Below are 14,617 nucleotides of genomic sequence, written 5' to 3'. Positions count from 1 at the left end.
GAGAAGCACAAAGGACAATAACAAAAGCCTCCATGAAGCGGGAGACTTTTTAATAAGTTCGGAAAGCAGATCACAAACAGTAAAAAAATAAACGTTTATAACCGCCAGATTATTTCGCTATTCGCGGATATCTTTAGGCGTAACACTATTGACAGGTAAATTTTGTGCAATGAGAAAGCGATAAATCGCCGCACCAACGCAGGCACCAATGACCGGGGAAATAATGGGTACAATAAAATAAGGAATATTGCGTCCGCCAGTCATCGCTATTTCTCCCCAACCCGCAAGCCAGGTGAAAATTTTTGGCCCAAAATCACGCGCTGGATTCATGGCAAAACCGGTTAATGGTCCAGTAGAAGCACCAATAACAGCAACCAGAATACCAATCAGTAAAGGTGCAAGAGGCCCCTTCGGTACACCGTTGCCGTCATCGGTCAACGCCATAATCAATCCCATCAACATAGACGTGATGACTATTTCAACCATTGCCGCCTGCCATACATTTATTGCCGCTGCCGGGTAAGTACTGAAGATACTGGCGAGTTGTAAACTTTCTGCACTTCCACGAACCATATTGTGGGCAGATTCAAAATCGGTAAACAAATTGCTGTATAAAAAATATGCCAGAACCGCACCACCAAAGGCACCCGCTAATTGCGCCACACAAAATGGCAGCACTTTACGGGCTGGGAAAGAGGCAAACAACCATAGAGCAATCGTAACCGCTGGGTTGAGATGAGCGCCGGAAATTCCTGCCGTAAGATAAACAGCAAGTGAAATACCTAACCCCCAAATAATACAAATCTCCCACAGCCCCAGACTTGCCCCGGCAAGTTTGAGGGCACACAAACAACCAATGCCAAAAAAGAGGAACAGTCCGGTGCCCAAAAACTCGGCAACGCATTGCGCCTTGAGTGAATCATTCATAGTGACACCTTTTTTACAAAGTTTTTCTTTATCAGCCAACAGAATTGCTGATTGTTGTGTATATCGAGGGCAACTATAAAAATTGCTCTGCGGAAAATATTGCCAACATGCATGACAGACTCGTGGAAAAATCGTGCTGACATAGCAAATTATTGTCATTGCAGAAGCATGCAACACAGCGTTAATCAGTGTTGAAAGTAATAATTACCGCCAAACTTTCACAATAAAAAATTGTCATCATGACATGATAAAATTTAAATAAATATCACAGTTCCTTTCCGCGAACCAAACCCAACGAAATATTATTCGCGATTAAACCCTTCAGCCAACGCAATTAATTCACATTGAAAGACCCACAAAACAACCAATAAATTAATAACATATAGTATATAAAAGCAATTTTATAATATTTGTCCTCTATTTATTTTTCTCATTGGCCGATTAAGTCAGCCATTCTTTTTCCTCGCTTTTTTTTATAGTCATATCGTCAAAAAATCCAGGCGAGGTCTTTATGCAACAAGAAGCGTTAGGAATGGTAGAAACCAAAGGCTTAACTGCCGCCATAGAGGCCGCAGACGCCATGGTGAAGTCGGCAAATGTATTGCTGGTTGGCTACGAAAAAATAGGTTCCGGGCTGGTGACCGTCATCGTTCGTGGTGATGTCGGGGCTGTAAAAGCGGCAACAGACGCAGGTGCCGCCGCCGCGCGTAACGTCGGTGAAGTAAAAGCCGTACACGTTATTCCCCGCCCACATACCGATGTCGAAAAAATCTTACCAAAGGGAATTAACCCATGAGTAGCAATGAACTGGTCGAACAGATCATGGCGCAGGTCATCGCTCGCGTAGCGACGCCAGAGCATGAGGTTCTCCCGGAAACCACTCATCAAACACGAGAGACGGCTATGGCAGAAAAAAGCTGCACGTTAACGGAATTTGTTGGCACCGCTATTGGCGACACTGTAGGTCTGGTCATTGCGAACGTTGATAGCGCCCTGTTGGACGCGATGAAACTTGAAAAACGCTATCGCTCCATTGGCATTCTGGGTGCACGTATTGGCGCAGGTCCACACATTATGGCCGCTGATGAAGCGGTAAAAGCTACGAACACTGAAGTTATTAGCATTGAACTTCCTCGAGATACCAAAGGCGGTGCCGGACACGGCTCATTAATCCTCTTAGGTGGCAACGATGTTTCCGACGTGAAACGCGGTATTGAAGTTGCCCTGAAAGAACTCGATCGGACCTTTGGCGATGTCTATGCCAACGAAGCCGGGCATCTTGAACTGCAATATACCGCCCGCGCCAGCTATGCACTGGAAAAAGCGTTTGGTGCACCACTGGGACGGGCTTGCGGCGTTATTGTCGGCGCTCCAGCCGCTGTGGGTGTTCTGATGGCCGACACCGCGCTGAAGTCCGCCAATGTGGACGTGGTGGCATACAGCTCGCCTGCTCATGGCACCAGCTACAGCAATGAAGTCATTCTGATTATCTCGGGTGACTCCGGCGCAGTCCGTCAGGCGGTCATCTCCGCACGCGAAATCGGTAAAACCGTACTTTCGACTCTCGGCGATACACCGAAAAACGATCGCCCTTCCTACATCTGAATTCCCTGAGGCTGATTCATGAGATCGAAAAGATTTGAAGCACTGGCCAAACGCCCGGTCAACCAGGACGGTTTCGTTAAAGAGTGGATTGAAGAAGGCTTCATTGCGATGGAAAGCCCGAACGATCCAAAACCGTCAATCAAAATTGTTAACGGCGTCGTCACCGAGCTGGATGGAAAACCCGCCAGCCAGTTTGACCTGATCGACCACTTTATCGCCCGTTACGGCATCAATCTCGCGCGCGCCGAAGAAGTCATCGCGATGGATTCGGTCAAACTTGCCAATATGCTGTGCGATCCGAATGTCAAACGTAGCGATATCGTTCCCATTACCACAGCAATGACGCCCGCCAAAATCGTCGAAGTGGTTTCGCAGATGAACGTGGTAGAGATGATGATGGCGATGCAGAAAATGCGCGCCCGTCGAACACCATCACAACAGGCTCACGTCACCAACGTCAAAGATAACCCGGTACAAATTGCCGCCGACGCAGCCGAAGGCGCATGGCGCGGGTTTGATGAACAGGAAACCACCGTTGCCGTTGCTCGCTATGCGCCGTTCAACGCCATCGCTCTGCTGGTAGGTTCACAGGTAGGGCGCCCGGGCGTCTTGACCCAGTGTTCACTGGAAGAAGCCACCGAACTGAAACTCGGTATGTTAGGCCACACCTGTTACGCCGAAACGATTTCTGTTTACGGCACGGAACCTGTTTTCACCGATGGCGATGATACCCCGTGGTCAAAAGGATTTCTCGCGTCATCTTATGCATCTCGCGGCTTAAAAATGCGCTTTACTTCCGGCTCCGGCTCTGAAGTACAGATGGGTTACGCGGAAGGCAAATCAATGCTTTATCTCGAGGCTCGTTGCATTTACATCACCAAAGCCGCAGGCGTACAGGGGCTGCAGAATGGTTCCGTAAGCTGCATCGGTGTTCCATCAGCTGTGCCGTCAGGCATCCGCGCAGTGTTGGCGGAAAACCTAATTTGCTCATCGCTGGATCTGGAATGTGCCTCCAGTAATGACCAGACCTTTACCCACTCAGATATGCGCCGTACCGCGCGTTTCCTGATGCAGTTTCTGCCGGGTACTGACTTTATCTCTTCCGGTTTTTCCGCTGTGCCGAACTACGACAACATGTTTGCCGGTTCAAACGAAGACGCCGAAGACTTCGATGATTACAACGTCATTCAGCGTGACCTGAAGGTTGATGGCGGTCTGCGACCGGTGCGCGAAGAAGATGTTGTCGCTATCCGCAATAAAGCCGCACGCGCCTTACAGGCTGTCTTTGCCGGTATGGGGTTACCCCTTATTACCGATGAAGAAGTCGAAGCGGCGACCTATGCCCACGGTTCGAAAGATATGCCAGAGCGCAACATTGTAGAAGACATCAAGTTCGCCCAGGAAATTATCAATAAAAACCGTAACAGCCTGGAAGTGGTGAAAGCCTTGGCGCAAGGCGGTTTTACCGATGTCGCTCAGGACATGCTCAACATGCAAAAAGCGAAACTGACCGGCGATTATCTCCATACCTCAGCCATTATCGTCGATGACGGACAAGTGCTCTCTGCGGTCAATGACGTCAATGATTACGCCGGACCGGCTACAGGTTATCGCCTGCAAGGGGAACGCTGGGAAGAGATCAAAAATATTCCCGGTGCACTTGATCCCAACGAAATTGACTAAGGGTGAGAAATGGAAATTAACGAAAAATTACTGCGTCAGATTATCGAAGACGTGCTGGCAGAAATGCAAACCAGCGACAAGTCCGTTTCATTTCGCGCACCTGTCGCCGCAACAGTCTCTTCCGCGCCGGATACCGGAAATTTTTTAACTGAAATTGGCGAAGCCCAACAAGGCACTCAGCAGGATGAAGTCATTATTGCTGTAGGCCCGGCATTTGGCCTGGCGCAGACCGTCAATATTATCGGTATTCCGCATAAAAACATCTTGCGTGAAGTGATTGCCGGTATTGAAGAAGAAGGCATTAAAGCGCGTGTCATTCGTTGTTTTAAATCGTCCGATGTCGCATTCGTAGCAGTCGAAGGCGATCGCCTTAGTGGTTCCGGCATTGCTATTGGTATTCAGTCAAAAGGCACCACGGTTATCCACCAGCAGGGGCTTCCCCCTTTGTCTAACCTGGAACTTTTCCCGCAAGCGCCTTTGTTGACGCTGGAAACTTATCGCCAGATTGGTAAAAACGCCGCGCGTTATGCGAAGCGTGAGTCTCCACAACCAGTTCCGACCCTCAACGATCAAATGGCGCGGCCTAAATACCAGGCCAAATCAGCCATTTTGCATATCAAAGAGACGAAGTACGTGGTCACTGGCAAAAAACCGCAAGAACTGCGCGTGACGTTTTAACAAAGGAAACCTTCATGAATACCGATGCAATTGAGTCGATGGTCAGGGACGTGTTGAACCGCATGAACAGTCTACAGGATGCAGCTCCTGTTTCTGCGACACCCAACGCGTCAATACAGAACGCCAAAGTGACGGATTATCCGCTGGCAAATAAACATCCGGAATGGGTTAAAACGGCGACCAATAAAACGCTCGACGATTTCACTCTGGAGAATGTACTCAGCGATAAAGTCACCGCCCAGGACATGCGCATAACCCCTGAAACATTGCGTATTCAGGCCGCGATTGCCAGAGATGCGGGTCGCGATCGTCTGGCGATGAATTTTGAACGCGCTGCCGAGCTTACCTCAGTGCCGGATGATCGCATCCTTGAAATCTATAATGCATTACGCCCTTATCGTTCAACTAAGCAAGAACTCATTGCCATTGCTGACGATCTTGAACGTCGTTATCAGGCCAAAATTTGCGCTGCATTTGTCCGCGAAGCTGCAGAACTCTATGTCGAGCGTAAAAAACTGAAAGGCGACGATTAAGGACGAACTATGCGATATATAGCAGGCATTGATATCGGCAATTCATCTACAGAAGTTGCTCTGGCGACGCTCAGTACGTCTGGAGAATTGTCATTCGTGAGCAGCGCCCTTGCGGAAACCACCGGAATTAAAGGTACGTTGCGTAACGTATATGGCATTCAGGAGGCGCTCGCACAGGCAACGAAAAAAGTCGGCATCAATGTCAGCGATATTTCGCTTATTCGTATCAACGAAGCAACTCCTGTCATTGGCGATGTGGCGATGGAAACCATTACGGAAACCATCATCACCGAGTCAACCATGATTGGTCACAACCCAAAAACGCCAGGCGGAGTGGGACTGGGCGTGGGGCTCACCATCACTCCACAAGAGTTGTTAACACGTCCGGCGGATACACCGTACATTTTGGTCGTGTCATCGGCATTTGATTTTGCCGATATCGCGACCATGATAAACGCCTCCGTGCGTGCCGGATATCAACTGACTGGCGTTATTCTGCAACGTGATGATGGCGTGCTTGTCAGTAACCGCCTGGAAATCCCTTTACCCATTGTTGATGAAGTCCTCTACATCGATCGTATTCCGCTCGGCATGCTAGCCGCGATTGAAGTCGCCGTTCCCGGGAAGGTTATCGAAACCCTGTCTAATCCGTATGGGATTGCCACTGTTTTCGCCCTCAATGCTGAAGAGACTAAAAATATCGTTCCTGTTGCACGAGCACTCATAGGCAACCGTTCTGCAGTAGTGGTGAAAACACCTTCTGGCGACGTTAAAGCCCGTTCGATACCCGCCGGAAACATCGAGCTGCTTTCTGCCGGACGTACAATACGAGTTGATGTTGCTGCTGGTGCCGATGCCATTATGAAAGCGGTCGGCGAGTGCTCAAAACTGGAAAACGTAATGGGAGAACCGGGCACCAACATCGGCGGTATGCTGGAACATGTTCGCCAGACTATGGCGGAACTGACCAATAAACCCAGCCACGAAATTTTTATTCAGGATTTACTGGCGATAGATACCTCTGTTCCCGTCAGCGTAACCGGTGGGCTGGCTGGTGAATTTTCACTGGAACAGGCAGTGGGTATCGCTTCAATGGTGAAATCCGACCGACTGCAAATGGCGATGATCGCCAGTGAAATTAAGCAAAAACTGCATGTTGATGTTCAGGTCGGAGGCGCTGAAGCAGAAGCTGCAATTCAGGGAGCCTTGACTACCCCAGGAACCACACGCCCTCTGGCAATTCTGGACTTAGGCGCAGGTTCTACCGATGCCTCCATCATCAATCAGAAAGGGGAAATGATAGCCACTCACCTTGCGGGAGCGGGCGACATGGTGACGATGATTATTGCCAGGGAACTGGGCTTAAATGATCGTTATCTGGCAGAAGAAATCAAAAAATACCCGTTGGCAAAAGTAGAAAGCCTGTTCCATTTACGCCATGAAGACGGCAGCGTTCAGTTCTTCCCTACTCCGCTGTCCCCTCATGTATTTGCCCGCGTTTGTGTGGTGAAACCTGACGAACTGGTGCCTATTCCCGGCGATTTAACACTGGAAAAAGTACGTGCTGTTCGCCGCAGTGCGAAAGAGCGCGTCTTCGTCACCAATGCCCTGCGCGCGCTACGTCAGGTAAGTCCAGGCGGAAATATTCGCGATATTCCGTTCGTCGTTCTGGTCGGCGGTTCTTCGCTGGATTTCGAAGTACCGCAGTTAGTCACCGATGCATTGGCGCATTATCGATTGGTCGCCGGACGGGGGAATATCCGTGGTAGTGAAGGCCCGCGCAATGCGGTAGCTACCGGGCTACTGATTTCCTGGCACAGGGAGTTGGCTCATGGAAAGTAAAGAACATACGCCCGCTATTGTCGTTACGGAAATAGGTGACTGTATCAGTACATGGAATGAGGTGCTTCTTGGCATTGAAGAGGAAGGTATCCCCTTTCGCATTCAACATATCCCGTCAGGTGAAGTCATCGATAGCGCCTGGCAGGCTGCTCGTCAGTCCCCCCTGTTGGTTGGCATAGCCTGCGACCGGGAAAAGCTGATTGTGCATTACAAAAACTTACCGGCATCAGCGCCACTGTTTACGCTGATGTATCAACAAGATAACCATGCCCGGCGCAGCATCGGCAATAACGCTGCCCGCCTGGTAAAAGGCATTCCCTTCAGGGAATGCCACTCATAATCCACAGGAGAAACGCTGTATGAACAACGCACTAGGACTGGTTGAAACAAAAGGATTAGTTGGCGCAATTGAAGCCGCAGATGCCATGGTTAAATCCGCCAACGTGCAACTGGTTGGCTATGAAAAGATTGGTTCGGGTCTGATTACGGTGATGGTCCGTGGCGATGTTGGCGCAGTAAAAGCCGCCGTTGATGCAGGAAGCGCCGCCGCAAGCGCCGTTGGCGAAGTGAAATCCTGCCATGTCATCCCGCGGCCACACAGCGATGTTGAGGCCATTTTACCTAAATCTGCATAACCCCATTCGCTAAGGAGCACAGCGTGAAGCAATCACTGGGATTACTTGAAGTCAGTGGTCTGGCACTCGCCATCAGTTGCGCAGATGCTATGGCAAAAGCCGCGTCCATCACGCTGGTTGGCCTTGAGAAGACCAATGGCTCAGGCTGGACGCTCATTAAAATCACCGGTGACGTCGCCTCGGTTAATGCGGCGATCGCGACGGGTGCCAGTTTCGCCGAACAGCGAAATGGCCTCGTCGCACACAAAGTAATTGCCCGCCCGGGTGAGGGAATACTGCCCCGCCCAACAGAAACAATGAATATGACGGTGGCAGTAAGCGAAACGCCAGCAACAGTCGCCCCCCCAGAGATTATCAGCTGTAATTTGTGTCTTGATCCCGCGTGTCAACGGCAAAAAGGTGAGCCACGTTCACTTTGTCTGCACTCTGATAAGCGAGGGGAGTAGCAATGGATAAACAAACCTTGCAGGAGACTGTTAGCCAGGTTCTGGATGAAATGCGCGAGCGCCCTATCCCTCTGGGCATTTCCAGTCGTCATATTCATCTTTCAACGGCGGATTATGTGCGCCTTTTTCCTGAACAAGCGATCAGCGAGAAAAAGTCATTACTGCAACCTGGTCAATTCGCTGCTGAACAGGTTGTTACGCTGGTGGGTCCAAAAGGCAAATTACACAACGTTCGCTTGTTAGGGCCACTACGTAACTCAAGCCAGGTGGAGATTTCCCGGACTGACGCCAGAACATTAGGGATCACCGCCCCGCTACGTATGTCTGGCGATCTCAGCGGCACACCGGGGATTCGTCTGATAAGCCCGTTTGCAGAGCTGGAAATCGCTTCTGGCGTTATTGTCGCACAACGGCACATTCATATGTCTTTGCTTGATGCCCTGATTTATGGCGTTACACATGGCGATAAAGTGGCGGTCGCCATTGAAGGTGATAAACGACGACTGATATTCGATAACGTTGCTGTTCGCGTCTCACCAGATATGCGCCTTGAAATGCATATTGATACCGACGAGGCCAACGCCGCAGGCGCTGATAATCCAGCCGTTTTTGCCACGCTGGTGTCGTTGCCATGAATAACAAACTGATGCAACACATTGTTGAAGAAGTGATTTTTCGCCTGAAACAACGTGCGGGGAAAACACTCGCGCTGACGGTTTCGCAACTGCGAGAAGCCAGCGTTAACGAAATAGTTCATCAGTATGCTTCGTTACAAATTCGATTCGTCGATTTACCGTTGCTGCGACAACTTGCGGAGAACGAAACGTCAGATCGAGCGGTAATCCACATTCACGAGGCGTTAGCCTGGGGAATACACATTCAATTGTCGTTGCAGAGTCATTTCCTGAACACCATCAAATTGAAGTCTCTCGCCCATCTACCGCTAACCTGGTGCGACGAACAAGGACAACCAATCTACCTTCATCGTGGTCAACTTTTAAGTTATGCCGACGTAGTGCAGTTATGCGCAGGGATAGTGGTGTTGCAACGGAAATGTTGTGTGACCGCACTTGCGCGTGAAGCGGCAATGACCCGAAACATTCAATTAATCAGGCAGGAGTAACCCATGCATCTGGCTCGAGTCACAGGCGCGGTGGTATCCACGCAAAAATCACCATCCCTGGTCGGGAAAAAACTGCTGCTGGTTCGCCGGGTCAGTGCTGACGGCGAACTGCCTCTCACGCCATTAACCGGTGACGAAGTTGCCGTTGATTCAGTCGGTGCAGGCGTCGGTGAGTTGGTACTCCTCAGCAGCGGCTCCAGCGCCAGACATGTTTTTAGCGGCCCTAACGAAGCCATCGACCTGGCAGTGGTCGGCATTGTTGATACGATTTCGCGCTAAGGAGTTGAAAGATGGCGATTTATACCCGCACAGGTGATTCAGGAAGTACGTCTCTATTTACCGGACAACGCGTGAGTAAAACTCATCTACGCGTCGAAGCCTACGGCACACTGGATGAACTGAACGCGACACTCAGTCTGTGTTATTGCGCCACTGCCATCGAAAGCCATCGCATATTACTGGAAGCCATTCAGCAACAGATATTTTGGTTTAGCGCCGAACTCGCCAGTGAAAGCGAGCAGCCATCAGCGCAGCAGCGTTACATCAGTACGGAAGAAATTGCCGCACTTGAAAAAGCGATCGATAGCGCAATGAGCGCTGTTCCTCCAGTTCACTGTTTCATTCTGCCAGGACGTTGTGAAGCCGCGAGCCGCATGCATTTCGCCCGCACCGTGGCCCGGAGAGCTGAAAGACGTCTGGTTGAACTGACAACGGAAGCCTCCGTCCGCCATGTTTTGCTGCACTATATTAACCGGCTTTCCGATTGCCTGTATGCCCTCGCCCGCGTGGAAGACAACGTTGCTCATCAGAACCTGATGATTCAGGAAATCACAAAACGTTATCACGCAGCCAACCACATTCCAGCATTGAAGGAACGCACGATGTCGCTCACTTTTCAGGATCTTCATCAGCTCATTCGTAGCGCGGCAATGCGCGCGGATGAACTGCATATTCCCGTTGTCATCAGCATTGTTGATGCCAACGGGACAGAAAGTGTTACCTGGCGGATGCCTGATGCACTTCTGGTCAGCAGTGAACTGGCACCGAAAAAAGCCTGGACCGCCGTGGCGATGAAAACGGCAACACACAAGCTTACGGATACCGTGCAACCGGGTGCGCCGCTTTACGGACTCGAAAGCCATATGCAAGGCAAAGTCGTCACTTTTGGTGGCGGCTTCCCCCTCTGGCGTGACGGAATATTGCTTGGAGGGCTTGGGATTAGTGGTGGTAGCGTTGAACAAGACATGGATATTGCCCAAAGCGCAATGACGGCAATTAACGTGGGAGAAAACCAATGAATAACTCTGAATTAGAAACACTGATCCGCAATATTCTGCGCGAGCAGCTAGCACCCACGACATCACAAACGCAAAGAAACGGTATTTTCCAGACTGTCGATGAAGCTATCAGCGCTGCACACCAGGCCTTTTTGCGTTTTCAACAGTGTCCTCTTAAAACCCGCAGCGCCATTATCAGCGCTATTCGCGAAGAATTAACGCCCCGTCTTACAGAATTGGCGGAAGAGAGCGCTAACGAAACGGGAATGGGAAATAAAGAAGATAAGTACTTAAAAAACAAAGCGGCACTCGATAACACACCTGGAATTGAAGATTTAACCACCACCGCACTGACCGGTGATGGTGGCATGGTTTTGTTTGAATACCCCCCCTTTGGAGTTATTGGCTCGGTCACGCCAAGTACCAATCCCACGGAAACCATCATTAACAACAGCATCAGCATGCTGGCAGCTGGTAATAGCGTCTACTTCAGTCCTCACCCAGGAGCCCAAAACGTCTCGCTGAAATTGATCGCCATAGTCGAAGACATCGCGTTTCGCTGTAGTGGCATTCATAACCTGATCGTTACTGTATCTGAACCGACCTTTGCCGCAACCGAACAGATGATGGTGCACCCTAAAATCAGCGTTCTGGCGATTACCGGCGGTCCGGGTATCGTCGCCATGGGAATGAAAAGTGGCAAAAAAGTGATTGGTGCCGGTGCGGGTAATCCCCCCTGCATCGTCGATGAAACGGCAGATATTGTGAAAGCTGCCGAAGATATCATCAACGGAGCCTCGTTTGATTACAACCTGCCGTGTATCGCTGAAAAAAGCCTGATCGTCGTGACCTCAGTGGCTGATTATTTAATTCAACAGATGCAAAGTTTTGGCGCCCTTCTTCTTAGCCATGAACAAACTGAAAAATTGCGTGCTGTTTGCCTGCCAGACGGCGTCGCCAACAAAAAACTGGTCGGCAAAAGTCCATCAACCTTGCTCGAGGCCGCAGGCCTCCCTTTGCCGGTAAAAGCGCCGCGCTTACTGATTGCCGTTGTTGACGCCGATGATAGCTGGGTTACCAGCGAACAACTCATGCCAATGCTACCCATTGTGAAGGTCAACGATTTTGATAGCGCCCTCACACTGGCGCTGAATGTAGAAGACAGTTTGCATCACACCGCAATTATGCACTCGCAGAACATCTCACGGCTCAACCTTGCCGCGCGCGTTATGCAAACCTCTATCTTTGTCAAAAATGGCCCCTCCTGGGCTGGTATTGGCGTCGGTGGCGAAGGTTTTACGACCTTCACCATTGCTACACCGACCGGAGAAGGGACAACGTCAGCCCGGACTTTTGCCCGCTCACGACGCTGTGTGTTAACCAGCGGCTTTTCCATTCGCTAGAGAAACGGAAATGAATACTTTTTCACTGCAGACGCGTTTATACAGCGGACCGGGAAGTCTCAAAGTGCTTAGTCGTTTCACCAATAAGCACATCTGGATTATTTGCGACGCTTTTTTGGCACGCTCACCGCTGATTGATACATTGCGCCAGGCGCTGCCCGACAGTAATCGTCTCAGTATTTTTAGCGAAATAACGCCCGATCCAACTATCCAGACAGTGGTAAAAGGCATCTCTCAGATGCAAACTTTGCGCCCGGATGTGGTTATCGGTTTTGGCGGCGGCTCTGCACTGGACGCCGCAAAAGCAATTGTCTGGTTTAGTCGCCAGTGTGCTATCGAAATTGAAACCTGCGTAGCCATCCCCACCACCAGCGGCACTGGTTCAGAAGTGACCAGCGCCTGTGTCATCAGCGATCCTGAGAAGGGGATTAAATATCCCCTTTTCGATAATGCACTTTATCCGGATATCGCAGTCCTCGATCCCTCGCTGGTCGTCAGCGTGCCACCCGCAATAACGGCCAATACCGGAATGGATGTTTTAACCCATGCGCTTGAAGCCTATGTTTCTCCCCGCGCCAGTGACTTCACGGATGCACTGGTCGAAAAAACCGTGCAAATTGTTTTTCAATACCTGCCCACTGCAGTGAAGAAAGGCAATTGTATTGCCACCCGAGGTAAAATGCATAATGCCTCTACACTTGCAGGAATGGCCTTTAGCCAGGCGGGGCTTGGGTTAAATCATGCGATTGCCCATCAACTCGGTGGGCAGTTTCATTTGCCCCACGGTCTGGCGAATGCGCTCCTGCTGACGTCAGTTATTCGTTTTAATGCTGGCGATCCTCGCGCCGCCAAACGCTACGCCCGGCTGGCTAAAACGTGTCATTTATGCCCGGACAATGCCAATGACACCGCAAGCCTGAATGCACTCATTCAACATATTGAACAGCTCAAAAAAGCGTGTTCAATACCGACTCTCGCCAATGCGCTGAAAGAGAAAAAAGCAGAATGGTCACCACGTATTCCCGATATGGTTCAGGCGGCGCTGGCGGATGCTACATTGCGTACCAATCCACGTGTGGCTGATGCCAATGCTATTGCAGAACTGCTTGAGGTGTTGTTATGAACGTCGAGTTAACCTCCTGTGACAGTCAAACAATCCGCGAGCGAGTACAAGCAGCAGGCGTTGTTGGTGCTGGTGGGGCTGGCTTTCCGACACATATCAAGCTACAAGCACGTGTTGATACGTTCCTGGTGAATGCGGCGGAATGCGAACCCATGTTGAAAGTGGACCAGCAGTTAATGGCGCAGCAAGCCAGCCGCCTGCTTCGCGGTGTTCACTATGCAATGAAAGCCACCGGGGCCAGTAGCGGAATCATCGCGCTGAAAGAAAAGTATCAACTGGCAATAAACGCCCTCACACCATTACTACCGCCTGATATCCGCCTGCATATTTTGCCCGACGTTTACCCCGCAGGAGACGAAGTGCTGACCATCTGGATGGCAACAGGTCGCCGCGTTCCACCAGCCGCGTTGCCCGTTAGCGTCGGCGTAGTCGTCAATAACGTCCAGACTGTGCTGAATATTGCCAGAGCTGTTGAGCAGCAGTATCCGGTAACGCGCCGCACGCTAACCGTTAATGGTGCAGTTGCTAAACCCGTAACGGTGACCGTTCCCATCGGGATCTCTTTACGCGAGGTACTGGCGCTGGCGGGAGGCGCAACGGTAGATAATCCTGGTTTTATCAATGGCGGTCCGATGATGGGGAGTTTGATCACATCGCTCGATACGCCAGTCAGCAAAACCACTGGCGGCCTGCTGGTTTTACCCAACTCTCATTCACTGCTCCAACGTCGAATGCAGGATGACCGTAGCGTACTTGCCGTCGCGAAAACCGTTTGTGAACAATGCCGCTTATGTACCGATCTCTGCCCACGCCATTTAATTGGTCACGAACTATCACCACATTTGTTAGTACGTGCAGTTAACTACCAACAGCTCGCTACGCCGCAACTGTTACTGACAGCGCTCACCTGTTCGGAGTGCAACGTCTGCGCCAGCGTTGCCTGCCCGGTAGGTATTTCACCCATGCGCATAAACCGCCTGCTTAAGCAGGAATTACGCGCCAAAAATCTCCGCTACGAAGGTGCATTAAATCCTGAGGATGTCATGGCAAATTATCGGCTGATTCCAGTAAAACGGCTGGTGGCAAGATTGGGATTAGCCACGTGGTATCAGGACGCGCCATTGTCTGAACAGGTGCCTCAGCCCGAAAGAGTGACGCTATTGTTACGCCAGCACATCGGTGCCAGCGCAATTCCATGTGTACAAAAAGGCGATTGCGTCGTTCGTGGACAATGCGTGGGGCAAATTCCACACGGCACATTAGGTGCCCCTGTTCATGCCAGTATTGATGGCATGGTCAGCGATGTGACAGAAAACGCGATTACGATAGTGAGAGGTTAACC

Annotated in this window: 17 protein-coding genes; 16 read left to right on the top strand and 1 reads right to left on the bottom strand. The window is 50.7% G+C overall.

Translation table 11 applies throughout. From position 1 onward, the window contains the following. Positions 1 to 117: 117 nt before the first annotated feature. The gene (gene pduF, locus FEK50_RS09960) at positions 118 to 927 is read right to left on the bottom strand and encodes a propanediol diffusion facilitator PduF (RefSeq protein WP_131161204.1); all 810 of its coding nucleotides are present in this window, start codon (positions 925 to 927) and stop codon (positions 118 to 120) included. Between the two features lie 511 nt (positions 928 to 1,438). Here pduF and pduA point away from each other — a divergent pair. Genes pduA through FEK50_RS09880 form a run of 16 tightly spaced genes read left to right on the top strand, consistent with a single transcriptional unit; the run spans position 1,439 to position 14,615 of the window. Continuing rightward, positions 1,439 to 1,723 carry a propanediol utilization microcompartment protein PduA gene (gene pduA / locus FEK50_RS09955; RefSeq protein ID WP_001183614.1) on the top strand — a complete coding sequence of 95 codons (285 nt, stop codon included), beginning with the start codon at positions 1,439 to 1,441 and terminating at the stop codon, positions 1,721 to 1,723. Beyond that, the gene (gene pduB, locus FEK50_RS09950; RefSeq protein ID WP_064529394.1) at positions 1,720 to 2,532 is read left to right on the top strand and encodes a propanediol utilization microcompartment protein PduB; all 813 of its coding nucleotides are present in this window, start codon (positions 1,720 to 1,722) and stop codon (positions 2,530 to 2,532) included. Before pduA ends, pduB begins: the two co-directional genes overlap by 4 nt. Before the next feature lie 18 nt (positions 2,533 to 2,550). Continuing rightward, a complete protein-coding gene (gene pduC / locus FEK50_RS09945; RefSeq protein ID WP_130208655.1) occupies positions 2,551 to 4,215 on the top strand; it encodes a propanediol dehydratase large subunit PduC in 1,665 nt (554 codons plus the stop codon). Positions 4,216 to 4,224: 9 nt separating this feature from the next. After that, on the top strand, positions 4,225 to 4,893 hold the full coding sequence (locus FEK50_RS09940) for a propanediol/glycerol family dehydratase medium subunit (protein ID WP_130208657.1): 669 nt from the start codon (positions 4,225 to 4,227) through the stop codon (positions 4,891 to 4,893). A gap of 14 nt (positions 4,894 to 4,907) precedes the next feature. Further along, positions 4,908 to 5,426 (top strand): propanediol dehydratase small subunit PduE, encoded by a 519-nt coding sequence (gene pduE, locus FEK50_RS09935; protein WP_131161073.1) that lies wholly within the window; start codon positions 4,908 to 4,910, stop codon positions 5,424 to 5,426. A 9-nt stretch (positions 5,427 to 5,435) separates the two neighbouring features. After that, positions 5,436 to 7,268, top strand: a complete 1,833-nt coding sequence (locus FEK50_RS09930) for a diol dehydratase reactivase subunit alpha (protein WP_131161072.1) — start codon at positions 5,436 to 5,438, stop codon at positions 7,266 to 7,268. Next, positions 7,258 to 7,608, top strand: a complete 351-nt coding sequence (locus tag FEK50_RS09925; RefSeq protein WP_000444000.1) for a glycerol dehydratase reactivase beta/small subunit family protein — start codon at positions 7,258 to 7,260, stop codon at positions 7,606 to 7,608. The genes FEK50_RS09930 and FEK50_RS09925 overlap by 11 nt, the downstream gene beginning before the upstream one ends. A gap of 19 nt (positions 7,609 to 7,627) precedes the next feature. Continuing rightward, the gene (gene pduJ, locus FEK50_RS09920; RefSeq protein ID WP_001057752.1) at positions 7,628 to 7,903 is read left to right on the top strand and encodes a propanediol utilization microcompartment protein PduJ; all 276 of its coding nucleotides are present in this window, start codon (positions 7,628 to 7,630) and stop codon (positions 7,901 to 7,903) included. A gap of 23 nt (positions 7,904 to 7,926) precedes the next feature. Beyond that, positions 7,927 to 8,349: a BMC domain-containing protein gene (locus FEK50_RS09915; protein WP_165488980.1), complete on the top strand. Its 423-nt coding sequence runs from the start codon at positions 7,927 to 7,929 to the stop codon at positions 8,347 to 8,349. A 2-nt stretch (positions 8,350 to 8,351) separates the two neighbouring features. Continuing rightward, positions 8,352 to 8,984 carry a phosphate propanoyltransferase gene (locus tag FEK50_RS09910; protein WP_131161070.1) on the top strand — a complete coding sequence of 211 codons (633 nt, stop codon included), beginning with the start codon at positions 8,352 to 8,354 and terminating at the stop codon, positions 8,982 to 8,984. Further along, the gene (gene pduM, locus FEK50_RS09905; protein ID WP_131161069.1) at positions 8,981 to 9,472 is read left to right on the top strand and encodes a microcompartment protein PduM; all 492 of its coding nucleotides are present in this window, start codon (positions 8,981 to 8,983) and stop codon (positions 9,470 to 9,472) included. Before FEK50_RS09910 ends, pduM begins: the two co-directional genes overlap by 4 nt. A gap of 3 nt (positions 9,473 to 9,475) precedes the next feature. Next, the gene (locus tag FEK50_RS09900; protein ID WP_130208669.1) at positions 9,476 to 9,751 is read left to right on the top strand and encodes a EutN/CcmL family microcompartment protein; all 276 of its coding nucleotides are present in this window, start codon (positions 9,476 to 9,478) and stop codon (positions 9,749 to 9,751) included. Positions 9,752 to 9,762: 11 nt separating this feature from the next. Beyond that, the gene (gene pduO, locus FEK50_RS09895; RefSeq protein WP_130259973.1) at positions 9,763 to 10,770 is read left to right on the top strand and encodes a two-domain cob(I)yrinic acid a,c-diamide adenosyltransferase PduO; all 1,008 of its coding nucleotides are present in this window, start codon (positions 9,763 to 9,765) and stop codon (positions 10,768 to 10,770) included. After that, positions 10,767 to 12,152 (top strand): CoA-acylating propionaldehyde dehydrogenase PduP, encoded by a 1,386-nt coding sequence (gene pduP, locus FEK50_RS09890; RefSeq protein WP_131161068.1) that lies wholly within the window; start codon positions 10,767 to 10,769, stop codon positions 12,150 to 12,152. Before pduO ends, pduP begins: the two co-directional genes overlap by 4 nt. Before the next feature lie 10 nt (positions 12,153 to 12,162). Continuing rightward, positions 12,163 to 13,275, top strand: coding sequence for a 1-propanol dehydrogenase PduQ (locus FEK50_RS09885; RefSeq protein WP_131161067.1), 1,113 nt, complete (start codon positions 12,163 to 12,165; stop codon positions 13,273 to 13,275). Further along, a complete protein-coding gene (locus FEK50_RS09880; protein WP_131161066.1) occupies positions 13,272 to 14,615 on the top strand; it encodes a 4Fe-4S dicluster domain-containing protein in 1,344 nt (447 codons plus the stop codon). Before FEK50_RS09885 ends, FEK50_RS09880 begins: the two co-directional genes overlap by 4 nt. Positions 14,616 to 14,617 lie beyond the last annotated feature (2 nt).

Origin of the sequence: Escherichia sp. E2586 (assembly GCF_005781105.1) — a bacterium.
Classification (GTDB): domain Bacteria; phylum Pseudomonadota; class Gammaproteobacteria; order Enterobacterales; family Enterobacteriaceae; genus Escherichia.
The sequence above is the reverse complement of the archived record's forward strand: the minus strand, read 5'-3'. Positions and strand labels throughout refer to the sequence as shown.

Coding starts and splice junctions, on each gene's coding strand:
- pduP (WP_131161068.1), top strand. CDS start 10,767: ATGAATAACTCTGAATTAGAAACACTGATCCGCAATATTCTGCGCGAG.
- pduB (WP_064529394.1), top strand. CDS start 1,720: ATGAGTAGCAATGAACTGGTCGAACAGATCATGGCGCAGGTCATCGCT.
- FEK50_RS09880 (WP_131161066.1), top strand. CDS start 13,272: ATGAACGTCGAGTTAACCTCCTGTGACAGTCAAACAATCCGCGAGCGA.
- FEK50_RS09940 (WP_130208657.1), top strand. CDS start 4,225: ATGGAAATTAACGAAAAATTACTGCGTCAGATTATCGAAGACGTGCTG.
- pduC (WP_130208655.1), top strand. CDS start 2,551: ATGAGATCGAAAAGATTTGAAGCACTGGCCAAACGCCCGGTCAACCAG.
- pduF (WP_131161204.1), bottom strand. CDS start 927: ATGAATGATTCACTCAAGGCGCAATGCGTTGCCGAGTTTTTGGGCACC.
- pduJ (WP_001057752.1), top strand. CDS start 7,628: ATGAACAACGCACTAGGACTGGTTGAAACAAAAGGATTAGTTGGCGCA.
- FEK50_RS09930 (WP_131161072.1), top strand. CDS start 5,436: ATGCGATATATAGCAGGCATTGATATCGGCAATTCATCTACAGAAGTT.
- FEK50_RS09885 (WP_131161067.1), top strand. CDS start 12,163: ATGAATACTTTTTCACTGCAGACGCGTTTATACAGCGGACCGGGAAGT.
- pduO (WP_130259973.1), top strand. CDS start 9,763: ATGGCGATTTATACCCGCACAGGTGATTCAGGAAGTACGTCTCTATTT.
- pduM (WP_131161069.1), top strand. CDS start 8,981: ATGAATAACAAACTGATGCAACACATTGTTGAAGAAGTGATTTTTCGC.
- FEK50_RS09910 (WP_131161070.1), top strand. CDS start 8,352: ATGGATAAACAAACCTTGCAGGAGACTGTTAGCCAGGTTCTGGATGAA.
- pduA (WP_001183614.1), top strand. CDS start 1,439: ATGCAACAAGAAGCGTTAGGAATGGTAGAAACCAAAGGCTTAACTGCC.
- pduE (WP_131161073.1), top strand. CDS start 4,908: ATGAATACCGATGCAATTGAGTCGATGGTCAGGGACGTGTTGAACCGC.
- FEK50_RS09925 (WP_000444000.1), top strand. CDS start 7,258: ATGGAAAGTAAAGAACATACGCCCGCTATTGTCGTTACGGAAATAGGT.
- FEK50_RS09900 (WP_130208669.1), top strand. CDS start 9,476: ATGCATCTGGCTCGAGTCACAGGCGCGGTGGTATCCACGCAAAAATCA.